This window comes from Bradyrhizobium brasilense (genome assembly GCF_029714345.1).
Lineage (GTDB): Bacteria > Pseudomonadota > Alphaproteobacteria > Rhizobiales > Xanthobacteraceae > Bradyrhizobium > Bradyrhizobium australafricanum.
On sequence record NZ_CP121669.1, the window covers coordinates 1,206,029 to 1,217,774 of the forward strand.

Here is an 11,746-nt window from a genome sequence, read left to right on the forward strand (position 1 = left end):
ACAGCAAATCAGTGTGACGCGTCCGCGCGGCGTGGCTTGGTCCGCCGCGGCGACGTGTGCTGATCCATCACGCGCCGCAGCCGTAGCGTCGCCGCCTCCAGCTCCTCAGGTTCAAAGCCGCCGAAGCCGAGCATCAGGCCGGGGCGCGGTGCGGCCTTGTACATCGGCGAGATCGGCCGCACGACGATGCCGGCGGCAAGCGCTGATTTTGCCAGTTGCACATCGTCGAGGCCGTGGGGCAGCCACAACAACAGATGCATGCCCTGGTCGCTCGGCTGCAGCGTGACGTCACCAGGCATGTGGCGCGTCAACGCCGCGATCAGCGTCGCACGCCGTGCGGCGTAGACGCCGCGAATGCGCCTGATATGCGCCTCGAACAGCCCCTCGCGCATATAGGCCGCCAACACATGCTGGTCGGCGGTCGGCGAATGGCGGTCAAGCAGTGCCCGCGCGCCGGCGAAGGCGTCGATCAGCGGCGCTGGCGCCACGACGTAGCCGAGCCGCAGCGAGGGAAACAGCACCTTGCTCAGCGTGCCGAGATAAATCACCCGCGATGGCGCGAGGCCCTGCATCGACGGGAAGGGATGCCCGGCATAGCGCAGCTCGCTGTCGTAATCGTCCTCGACGATCCAGGCATTGCGCAGCTGCGCCCACGCCACCAGCGCATTGCGGCGGGCCATGCTCATCGGCATACCCAGCGGATATTGATGCGACGGCGTCACGAAAGCCGCGCGTGCGTGCGGGCACGCGGCGATCGCGGCATCGACGTCGATGCCTTGCGCATCGACGCCAACGCGCGTGGTGACGAGATCGAGATCGTCGAGCACGGCCGTCATGCCGGGATAGGCGGGATCCTCGGCCCAGACGCGATCGCCTGACGACAGCAGCACGCGGCCGGCGAGATAGAGGCCTTGCTGGGTGCCGGCCGTGATCACGACCTGCTCGGGCTCGCAATGCACCGCGCGGGATTTGCGCACGTAGTCGGCGATCGCCTGCCGCAGCTCGATCAGGCCGCGCGGATCGCCATAGCTCGCAGGCGCCGCGGCGCGCGATGCGCGTACGCGGTTGCCGAGGCGGCGCCAATGGTCGTCGGGCGCGACCGCGCCGCCGGGGACCGCGATCGCAAACGGGATTTCCGGCATCGGCGTGAAGGCTGCCGCCACTTTGGCAAGCCGCGCCGCGCGCGGCGGCAACTGGATCGGTACTGATTTGTTCGGCTTGCGATTGACCACGACGGGCCGTGCCTGCTCGGCAAGCGTCGGCGCGACGCGGGTGCCGGCACCGACCTGCGATTCCAGATAGCCCTCGGCCAGCAACTGCTCGAAGGCTTCCGTGACCGTGCCGCGCGCGACGCCGAGCGAGGCCGACAGCGCGCGCGTCGACGGCAGGAATTCCCCGGCCTTCAGTTCGCCGCTCGCAATCGCGGCGCGCAGGGCCTGCGCGATCTGGCGCCCGACCTGTCCGGCGGCGCGGTCGACGGACCGGAGCGAAGGGATGCTGGTCGTGGCGCGCGGGCGGGGCATAGTGGACCAATCAAGATGATCGAAAGTGGCTCTTATCATAGGCCACTTCAACGCTATGGTGCGAGCAGCAATTGATGGAGCCTGCCAAAGGTCTGCCAAGAGGTCCGCCATGTACCTGCCGCCGCATTTCAAGATCGATGAGCTCGGTCCGATCCACGCCGCAATGCGGGCCTCGAAGCTTGCGACGTTGGTCACCGCGACCGCCGACGGTCTGATCGGAACGCCGCTGCCGCTGATCCTCAATGAGAACGAGGGCGAGTACGGCACGCTGTACGGTCACGTCGCGCGGCCCAATCCGCAGTGGAAGCTGCCTGCCGTGGGCGAGGCGATGGCGATCTTCATGGGCCCCGACGCCTACGTGACGCCGTCCTGGTATGTGACCAAGGCCGAGCACGGCAAGGTGGTGCCGACCTGGAATTACGTCGCCGTCCACGCCTATGGCGCTGCCGAGTTCTTCGAGGATGCCGATCGTTTGCTCGATATCGTGACCCGGCTGACTCAGTTGCACGAGAGTTCGCGCAAGGAGGTCTGGCAGGTCAACGATGCGCCCGATGATTTCATCACGGCGCAGCTGCGCGGCATCGTCGGCTTCCGAATGCCAATCACGCGGATCGATGCCAAGAAGAAGATGAGCCAGAACCGCAAGCCTGGGGATCGCGCCGGCGTGATCGCGGGGCTTGAGGCCAGCGACAATCCGACTGATCGCGAGGTCGCAGCAATGATTCCGGCGAGCTGAGACGCCTTGAACAAATTCCAGACCGTCATTGCGAGGAGCGATAGCGACGAAGCAATCCATCTATCGGCATATGCGGGCAGATGGATTGCTTCGCTTCGCTCGCAATGACGGCCGAGGAAGTTGCGCCCGCTCAACCCCTTCAGAAATTGACGCCCACACATGGAATTGTATCTTGCCTTCGCGATCACGACTGCGACCTTCGCGCTGATCCCGGGTCCCGCCATGCTGTATGCCGCGGCCCGCACGCTGGCAGGCGGCCGGCGCGCGGGGCTGACGGCCTCGCTCGGGCTGCATCTCGGTGGCTATGTCCATGTCGTCGCCGCGGCGGCCGGCCTCGCGCTGCTGTTTCATGCGGTGCCGCCGTTGTTCATGGCGATGAAGCTTGCCGGTGCGGCCTATCTGGTCTGGCTCGGGCTGTCGCTGTTCCGCGACCGCGACAATGCAAAGCGCCCCACACTTGCGCCGCTCTCCGCGGAGCGCGCCTTCGCGCAAAGCATCGTCGTCGAGGTGCTCAATCCGAAGACGGCGATCTTCTTCCTGGCGTTCCTGCCGCAATTCGTCGATGCGTCGGCCGGCCTGCCGGTCTGGGCCCAGCTGTTTCTGCTCGGCACAACAGTCAATCTGACCTTTTCGGCGGTCGACATCGTCTGCGTGTTCTTCGCCAGCGCCGTGATGTCGAAGCTGCAGCGCTCGAAGCGGTCGCAGCGCATCATGCAGCGGATCGGCGGCAGCATCCTGGTCGCGCTTGGCGCGCGGCTGGCCTTCCAGGATCGCTAGCAGCAGTCATGTCCATCAGCGGCGATGGTGCGGATCAACGCTTCGCCAAGCTGCGCGACGAGCTGCTTCTGCAATGGCGCGACCGGTCAATTTCTGCGCGAGGCTTCAGTCGTGTTCGACGTCATGGGCGCGCCGGATGATCGCGGTGGTCGCGGCGGCGCAAGATCGTGGATAAAATCCCTCAGTGCGTCGGTATCGAACGGCTTGCGGAGGATTTTTAGACTCGGCGGAGCTGCTTTTGCGGCATCGCTGTAGCCGGTTGTAAGGGCGATCGGCAAACCGGGGTATCGCGACCGGACTTCTCTCGCGAGCCCGACGCCATCGATGGTCCCGGGCATGACGATATCGCTGAAGACGAGATCGATCTTTGTACCGGCGTCGAGCAATTTCAGGGCTGCTTCGGCCGAATCTCGATAGATCGTGTCATAACCCAGATGCTCGAACAGCGAGGAAGTCACATCCGCCACTTCGGGGCTGTCGTCGACAACGAGAACCGTCTGCCGCTGCGGCTGCCTTGCTCTTGTTCTGGCAGCGGCCAGCTCTTTACTGGTGATCTGCTCGTCCGCGCAGGACGGCAAGTAGATTGTAATCGTTGTTCCCTGTCCAACCTTGCTGTCCGCCGTCACCGTTCCGCCGGCCTGGTGCGCGAAACCATAGACTTGGGACAAGCCGAGCCCGGTACCCTTGCCGACCTCTTTGGTCGTGAAGAACGGGTCGAACATCTTGGACAGCAGGTTTGGCGGAATGCCGGTGCCGGTATCGCCAAGCGCTATCGCAAAGAAAGCCTTTGCGCGGCGATCGCCGCCGGTTTCCTGGTTCGCGGTCACCGCATGGACGGATAAGGTGAACGTGCCGCCGCTTGGCATTGCATCGCGCGCATTGACGGCGATGTTGACAATCGCAAGTTCCAGTTCGGCGAGGTCTACCTTGACCGACGCTACGCCCTCGCCGACGTTCTCATTGTACACGATGTTCCCGCGCAGCGAGCTCTCGATCATGGTCCGCATGTTCTTGATGGACGCATTCAGATCGACGACCGTCGGGCTGAGATGCTGATGACGAGAGAATGTCAACAATTGGCGGGTGAGGCTTTCGCCACGTTTGGCCGCGGTCTGTATGGCTTCAATTGCCTTGGGCAGTTTTGGATCAAGCAGGCGTGTGAAGATCTGGGCACTGCCTCCGATGATCATCAATAGATTGTTGAAGTCGTGTGCAATTCCGCCGGTCAGCTTGCCGATTGCCTCCATTTTCTGCGACATCGCGAGCTGTTCGCGTGCCTGAACCAGCTTCTCCTCCGCATCGCGTCGCTCGGTTGCGTCCCGCAGAATACTGATGAAGCCGATCAGATTTCCTGAGTCATCATGGCTCGACGAGACCGAGCCCGTGATGAAGAACGGCGTACCATTCTTTCTGATGCGCCAACCCTCTACGTCGTACTTGCCTCTTTCGATTGCCGTCTCCAGCGCGTGCGTTGGCGAACCCGCGCGGCGTTCATCCGGCCGATAAAATATTCCAAAATGCTTGCCGATGATTTCTTCTGAGGTGTAGCCGATGATTTTTTGAGCGGTGCTATTCCAACTCGTAACGTGTCCTTCTCGATCAAGCGCAAAAATCGCATAGTCGACGACGCCTTCGATAAGGGTTTGGAAGTGCCGTCTGATGCTGTCGAGCGCCGAAGCGTTCCGTTCAAGTTGACCGTTCAGTTGGTCTTGCACGGAAAGCAGATGGGCTTCCGTGGTCTGACGCGTGGCAATTGCCGCAGCCAGGGCAAGAGGGGGCGCCGATACGCTGATCGAAAGCACGAGCAGTGACAACAACGCTCCGTTCGGATCCGTTTTCGGAAATGGATCATGACCGAACGCGAACCCCCAGACTGCCATTCCGGTGAAAATGAGCGCAGCCGTAGCCGCGGTGCATCGATTGCCGCGCAGACCGGTCCAGATCAACGGGAGCAAGGCCAGAAAGCCCAGCAGGCTGCGATGCGGCAACGCAACGTTGAGATCGTCGCTGACGAGGTCACTGCCGATGAGTGGGCTATAGGCCACGATCCCAATGAGACCAGCGAGGGCGATAACTGCGATCGATTCCAACAGATCCCACCTGGAGGAAATCCGTAAGGGCATCATCGCCCAGAGCACGATGACCGGAGCAATCACCAGGATCGCGGCTGCGTCGGCAAGCCACCAGGTCAGCCCGGCGGCGACGGAATCGGGAAAGCTCGGTTCGTTGACGAAGATGGATCCGGCCAGGGCGGTGAATGAACTGATCATCGCGGTCGGCGCAAAGGAGATGCCTGCAAACTTTGCGACACCGGATGGTGTGGCAAACGTCTGGCAACCGTTCGACCAGCGTCCGATCAGCCATGTCCCGGCCAGTGCAGCAAGGAGGGTGCCGATCCCGGCGGCGACAAGCTCCAGGAGCGATCGGTCGGTCATCAGGTAAGGCGCGACGGCGCCCAGCAGGATCGCGGGCCAGATCCGGTAGCCACGCAGCAGCATCAGCGCGAGCGCAACCCCGGTTGGCGGCCACAGCGGTGTCGCGGTCGGATTGATAGCGGGAAGCAAATGTGCGGAGGCCGCAAGGCTCCCGTAGATCGCGGTGACGATAAAAAGTTCGATCGAGTAGGTCACAGCGCTCCGAGCATCGCCAAAAGCGAAAATCCCGGCCTTATCGAACCTTGCCCGTTCCATCACAAGCCTTTGCGGTGGGCACCTCAAGAATGCGGTAGGGAACGACCTGGCACCCGGTTCCATGTCACCCGAAGGAGGGCGATCGTATTTTCTCCAAGTCGATGACCCTGCCAAACACTCAACGCAGTTTTGACCAAAGCATGGCCGCTGGATCGAGAGTAGGGGGCGCCAGCAACTTCTGAACAAGAGACCATGGGGCAGAACCGCTGACCTAACGGCGTGGGCCTGCAAAGTCGATCCGATGCCACCGCGTGTCGGTGTCGCTTAAGTAACCGCTTCGGGTCAAAAGGCGAATATCGGCAAGAGCCGTTCGAGCTCAGCTTTGGGCCGGGAGCAGACGCCGGAACGGTGCGAGCGGTCGGCGTTCTCTCGCCGTCATGTCGATGGCGAGACACCGCAGGTATTTCCTCAACCCTAGGTAGCCAAGCTCGGGATGTATGGTACCGTGCGCTCACCGGGACGGCATTTCCGTCCCGGATTTGGGAGGGCTATGTCATGAGATTGCCGTCGAGCATTGTCGCGCCTTCAGCCGTCGCCGTGTTGTCAACTGTCTGGCTGTGCGGCCCGGCAGCGTCGCAAACAGACCCCGCCAAGCCGCTTCCCTCCATCACGGTCGAGGCGCCGAAGCCGGTGGCAAGGCCAAATCGTCCGACACAGGTGGTGACCACGGGGGCATCTCACCGGAGATCGAGACCCACCCAGACGTCGTCGTCTACCGCTCGAGCGCCGTCGCCGGCGCCGGATTCAGTGCTGGGCAGGATTGCCGCGCTGGAGAAAGTCGCCAGCAATTGCAACGGTGGCTGCGAATCGAGCCTCCCGCATGGCAAGGACCCTTGGGTCGGGTGCAGCGAGTCGACGGGCGGACAAACCCACGGACCGTTCTCGTCGACGTGCCGAGACAACCTCACCTACAAATCCTACGTCGATTGCGTCGAGACCAAATGGTTCCTGGGCGAGTACCGAAACAGGGCCTGGTGGCTTTGCAGCAGCCTGCAGGCCGCGGGGAAGTTTAAGGTCGCCGAACTCAAGCGACCGAAGCGTCCACACTAGGTTCGCCGTCGGAATCCGCGCGACGGCGCGAGCTACCATTTCCTGTTCGTGATTGAGCCGTCGTGGCGGGTCCCGGAAGCAGGCCATCCGCAGCAATTCCCGCAAGGCGACTACGCCTTTGTTTCTTCCGGCCTCGGTAGAGGGGAGACGCGCTTGGCAAACTCGCGTCCCGGATAGTGCTGGCCGCAATAGGCGACGAGTTCGTCGATAAAGGATTTGGCATAAGGGGCCAGAAAGCGCTGCGGATCCCAAGCCACGGCAGTCCATCGCCCGATCGAGGCGCCCCTGTGAATCAGCGGAAAGGCGCGGACGCCCGCGGACGGGATCTGGACATTCGACGGCACGATGGCGACATCGTTGCCGCCTTTTGCCAGCGCGAGCAGGGTGTGAGGCGCTGCGCTTTCGAGGATCACGCGTGGCCTGATGTGTGCGACGTTGCAGGCGGCATCGAACCAGCCGCGAGATGCGAAGTCCCGCCGCAGGAGCAGTAGTGACTCTTCGGCGAGTTCGGCAATCTCCAGCTTCCGCCTGCTTGCGAAGCCATGCCGCGGCGAAACCGCAGCAAGCATATGGACGGGAGCCAGCAACCGGCGGTGATAGCCGTCGTCGGCGGCCGGAATGATCGCGAGATGAACGTCGCCCCGCTGCAGACGATCCGGAACGCGGGCACCACCATCCTCGATCAAATCGATGACCACGGAGGGGTGCCTGCGCCGAAACAGGGGGAGGAAATTGGCGAGCACCGTTTCCATATGTTGGGTGCTGCAGCCGACGCGCAGCGCGCCGGCCTTGCCGGTTCTCAGCGCGCGGGCACGCTCGCCGAACGATTCGGCATCCTGCAGGAGACGTCGGCCGCGCCGTAGCAGATCCTCGCCTTCTGAAGTCAGTTTGATCCCGCGGCCGACGCGATCGAACAACGGAATCCCGAGTTCGTCCTCGAGCGCCTGGATCTGGCGAGAGGCCGCCGGCTGGCTCAGACGCAGCTGTTGTTGAGCGGCGGCAAAGCCGCCTGCCTCGGCAACGACGACGAAGGTGCGCAGCTGGCGAAGGTCCATTTTTCAATGCACCAAATGCATGAATAGGTGAATAATAAATGCATTGGACACATTGAGCAAGCAGCAACATCCTTACGTCGCTCAGCCGAGATTTGTCCAAAGGGGAATCGCGATGTTTGACACCGAGCGTTTCGTTGCCGACTGCCGCGCAGCGTTCGCGGCGGACCCGTCTCACCGAGCCATTCATGAGGTCGTTGCCCGCGCGATGTCTGAACCGGCTGCGGTATTCAAGGGACTCGGCGAGCCGCAGCGTCCCGAAAGCCGCGCGCTCTTCCATTCCGAGACGCTGACCATCCTCAACGTGGTGTGGCCCCCCGGCTATATCGTGCCACCTCACGACCATCACATGTGGGCCGTGATCGGCGTTTATGCGGGCCGTGAGGACAACGTCTTCTGGCGGCGCATTCCGAGCGAGCCGAACAGGATCGAGGCTGCCGGCGCCAGGGCCTTGTGCGTGCGCGATACCGTGCCGCTCGGCACCGACATCATCCATTCGGTGATCAATCCAATCGACCGGCTGAGCGGCGCAATCCACGTCTATGGCGGCGATTTTTTCGCCACGGAACGGAGCAAATGGGATTCGTTGACGCTTGAAGAGGGCCGCTCCGACCGCGAAGAAGCGCGCCGCAACTTCGAACGGGCGAGCGCGCGTTACGAAGCAAGTCTGCGCGAGGCCGCCGGCTGACTGCAGCGCACTTAAAGAAGTAGCCCATCCATGCTTGCTTGCAGATGTATGACCCAAAAGTCGAGCCACACATTCAGTGTCGTCCCGGGCTTGACCCGGGACCCATAACCACAAGTGACAGTAGTTGCGCGACGCTGGGCCCGCAGCCCTCTCCAACACACAACCCTGTGGTTATGGGTCCCTGCTCCCGTGCGCAATTGCGCACTAGGCAGGGACGACGATTGTGGATGGAGGCCGTGCCACACATTCGCTGTCGTCCTGGGCCTTTTCCAGGACGACGCAGCAGGAGGATCGCGGGCTCGTTCAGCCCGCCGATCTGCACCAGCCCCCAAAAACAAAAACGCCCCCGAGACGGGGGCGTTTTGCGTGTGGTCGCCGGGGCGATCCCGAAGCGGACTTTAGTCCTTCTTGAGGAAGCCCGAAAACTTCTTCTGGAAGCGCGAGACGCGGCCGCCGCGGTCCATCAGCTGCTGGGTGCCGCCGGTCCAGGCCGGGTGCGACTTGGGGTCGATGTCGAGGTTCAGCGTGTCGCCTTCCTTGCCCCAGGTCGAGCGGGTCAGGTACTCGGTGCCGTCGGTCATGACGACCTTAATCGTATGATAATTCGGATGAATATCGGCTTTCATGACAGTTCCTTCGGCGCGCCGGCGCCCGTCTCAAGATGTCTGGAATACGGGATTTGCGCGGGTCTATAACCCATGGAGCCCGCCAAAACAAGCCAAGAAAGGGCCTAAGCCCATCACCGGATTGGGACTTTACCGGATTTGCCAGCCGGGGGTCGGCGGGCCTATGTGGGGGGCGATAGAACCGGTCTAGATTAATGAGTGTAGCCGAACAGCTTGAGACTCCGCGCGGCGCCCCGCAGCCCCCGCGCGACGCATTGCTCGATGAGGAAGCCTTCATCGAGAGCCAGATCACGGAGCCGGCGAAGAGCCGTGCCCGGTTGCGACCGTTGCTTGCGCTCGCGCCCTATGTGGCGCGCTACAAGGGCCGGGCGATCCTCGCGCTGATCTCGCTGACGATCGCCGCGATCACCACGCTGATCGTGCCGGTCGCGGTGCGGCGGATGATCGACATGGGCTTCACGCCCGAAGGCATCGCGATGATCAACAGCTATTTCAGCGTGATGATCGCGGTCGTCGCGGTGCTCGCCTGTGCCAGCGCCTCGCGCTATTACCTCGTGATGACGATCGGCGAGCGCATTGTCGCCGATCTCCGGCGCGACGTGTTCGCGCATCTGATCTCGCTGTCGCCCTCGTTCTTCGATTCCGCGCGATCAGGCGAATTGGTGTCGCGGCTCACCGCCGATACCACGCAAATCAAGTCCGCGGTCGGCGCGTCGGTGTCGATTGCGCTGCGCAATCTGATGCTGTTCTTCGGCGCCGCCGCGATGATGGTGATCACCAGCCCGCGGCTGTCCGGCTTCGTGCTGCTCGCGATCCCGATCATCGTGATTCCGCTGGTGGCGTTCGGCCGCTGGGTGCGGCGGCTGTCGCGCACCGCCCAGGACACGCTGGCCGATGCCAGCGCCTATGCCTCGGAGCTGGTCAATGCGATCCGCACCGTGCAGGCCTATACCGGCGAGCGGCTCGCCAGGACGCGTTTTGCCGGCGAGGTCGAGCAGGCCTATCAAGCCGCGCGCAGCTCGACCAAAGCGCGCGCAGTGCTGACGCTGATCGTCATCTTCATCGTGTTCGCCAGCGTCGTCGTGATCCTCTGGGTCGGCTCGCACGATGTGCTGGTCGGGACGATCAGTCCGGGCCGGCTCGGCCAGTTCATTCTCTACACGGCGTTCGCCGCGAGCGGCCTCGGCCAGCTCAGCGAGGTCTGGGGTGAGGTCTCGGCCGCATCGGGCGCCGCCGAGCGGCTGTTCGAGATCTTGCGCGTCAGGCCGCAGATCGCGGCGCCCGCGTCGCCGCGCGCGCTGCCGCAGCCGGCGCGCGGCGATGTCGGCTTCGACAATGTCAGCTTCGCCTATCCGACCCGGCTCAACGCGCTTGCGGTCGATGAAGTGTCGCTCTCGGTCCGGTCAGGTGAGAAGGTCGCGATCGTCGGCCCGTCCGGCGCCGGCAAGAGCACGCTGTTCCATCTGCTGCTGCGCTTCTACGATCCGAAATCGGGCACCATCTCGCTCGACGGCGTGCCGATCCGGCAGGCCGATCCGGCCGAGGTGCGCGCGCGCATCGCGCTGGTGCCGCAGGATTCCGTGGTGTTCGCCGCAAGCGCCCGCGAGAACATCCGGTTCGGCCGGCCCGATGCCAGCGACGCCGAGGTCGAGCGTGCCGCCGATCTCGCCCATGCAACCGAATTCCTGCGCCGCCTGCCCGAAGGCTTCGACGCCCAGCTCGGCGAGCGCGGCGTGACGCTGTCAGGCGGCCAGCGCCAGCGCATCGCGATCGCGCGCGCGATCCTGCGCGATGCGCCGCTGCTGCTGCTCGACGAGGCGACCTCGGCGCTCGACGCCGAGAGCGAGACGCTGGTGCAGACCGCGCTGGAGGAACTGATGCGCCACCGCACCACGCTGGTGATCGCGCATCGGCTGGCGACCGTTCTGTCCTGCGACCGCATCCTGGTGATGGACCAGGGCAGGATCGTCGAGCAGGGCACCCACGCCGAGCTGGTCGCCGCGGGCGGCCTCTATGCCCGGCTGGCCCGGCTGCAATTCGAGGGGATTTAAGCGAATTGGGCCTCGGCGCGCTCCGCCTATGCGATTCCTATACGATCAGGCGCGCGCTCCCCTCGAAAACCTATTCCCGCGCAAGGATAGTCGCGCCGCGCCCGACCTCCCTCGACAGCCGAGGGAAGTCAGGCGCACGGGGTGTTCGACTGATGCGCGAGAATGCGACCGAACCGGAGAGCAAGCTGCTCCGTGCCTGGCAGCTTGCCGTGCTGCGCTTCGCAGTGACGCTCGACGACGACGATCGGATGCACGCGCTCGGTGTGGCCGGCGAGGTCGACCGGCTGGGCGGCGCGGCCGATGACGCCTTCCACTTCTTCCGCAGGACGACCGCGGAGCTGTGCGCGGCGATCTCCGGTCAGGGCGCGGATCAGGATGCCGTCATCCGGCGCTTCCTGGCGCAGATCGACAATGTCAGGCTCAAGCATGCGGTCGAAGCGGCGATAGCCAGGGACCGCACGCCGCCGAAACTCGTGGCGAGCCGCGTGAAGCCCGGCCCCGATCTCTGGCGCGGGCTGGCGTCGCGGCGCGCAACCGGAACGTAGGAAGGGCC

At 63.9% G+C, this 11,746-nt stretch carries 9 protein-coding genes; 5 read left to right on the forward strand and 4 right to left on the reverse strand.

Annotation, left to right across the window (positions count from 1 at the left end; translation table 11 throughout):
- Positions 1-8 precede the first annotated feature (8 nt).
- Positions 9-1,523 carry a MocR-like pyridoxine biosynthesis transcription factor PdxR gene (gene pdxR / locus QA635_RS05460; protein ID WP_283067586.1) on the reverse strand — a complete coding sequence of 505 codons (1,515 nt, stop codon included), beginning with the start codon at positions 1,521-1,523 and terminating at the stop codon, positions 9-11.
- 109 nt (positions 1,524-1,632) lie between these two features.
- Between pdxR and QA635_RS05465 the strand changes: the two genes are divergently transcribed.
- On the forward strand, positions 1,633-2,259 hold the full coding sequence (locus QA635_RS05465; protein WP_283067588.1) for an FMN-binding negative transcriptional regulator: 627 nt from the start codon (positions 1,633-1,635) through the stop codon (positions 2,257-2,259).
- Between the two features lie 159 nt (positions 2,260-2,418).
- Entirely contained in the window at positions 2,419-3,036 is a 618-nt protein-coding gene (locus QA635_RS05470) for a LysE family translocator (RefSeq protein ID WP_283067590.1), read from the forward strand.
- Positions 3,037-3,122: 86 nt separating this feature from the next.
- Here the strand turns inward: QA635_RS05470 and QA635_RS05475 are convergent, their stop codons facing one another.
- Both QA635_RS05475 and QA635_RS05480 read right to left on the reverse strand, forming a co-directional pair.
- Positions 3,123-5,666 (reverse strand): MASE1 domain-containing protein, encoded by a 2,544-nt coding sequence (locus tag QA635_RS05475; protein WP_283067592.1) that lies wholly within the window; start codon positions 5,664-5,666, stop codon positions 3,123-3,125.
- Positions 5,667-6,886: 1,220 nt separating this feature from the next.
- A complete protein-coding gene (locus QA635_RS05480) occupies positions 6,887-7,831 on the reverse strand; it encodes a LysR family transcriptional regulator (protein ID WP_283067594.1) in 945 nt (314 codons plus the stop codon).
- Between the two features lie 52 nt (positions 7,832-7,883).
- On the opposite strand from QA635_RS05480, the gene QA635_RS05485 reads away from it, so the two are divergent.
- Entirely contained in the window at positions 7,884-8,516 is a 633-nt protein-coding gene (locus QA635_RS05485; RefSeq protein WP_283067596.1) for a hypothetical protein, read from the forward strand.
- A gap of 398 nt (positions 8,517-8,914) precedes the next feature.
- Here QA635_RS05485 and rpmE read toward each other — a convergent pair whose 3' ends face one another.
- Positions 8,915-9,142, reverse strand: coding sequence for a 50S ribosomal protein L31 (gene rpmE / locus QA635_RS05490; RefSeq protein ID WP_016845230.1), 228 nt, complete (start codon positions 9,140-9,142; stop codon positions 8,915-8,917).
- A gap of 194 nt (positions 9,143-9,336) precedes the next feature.
- On the opposite strand from rpmE, the gene QA635_RS05495 reads away from it, so the two are divergent.
- Complete coding sequence (locus QA635_RS05495) at positions 9,337-11,193, forward strand: ABC transporter ATP-binding protein/permease (RefSeq protein ID WP_283067604.1); 1,857 nt, start codon at positions 9,337-9,339, stop codon at positions 11,191-11,193.
- Between the two features lie 152 nt (positions 11,194-11,345).
- Positions 11,346-11,738 (forward strand): hypothetical protein, encoded by a 393-nt coding sequence (locus QA635_RS05500; RefSeq protein WP_283067606.1) that lies wholly within the window; start codon positions 11,346-11,348, stop codon positions 11,736-11,738.
- Positions 11,739-11,746: the final 8 nt, after the last annotated feature.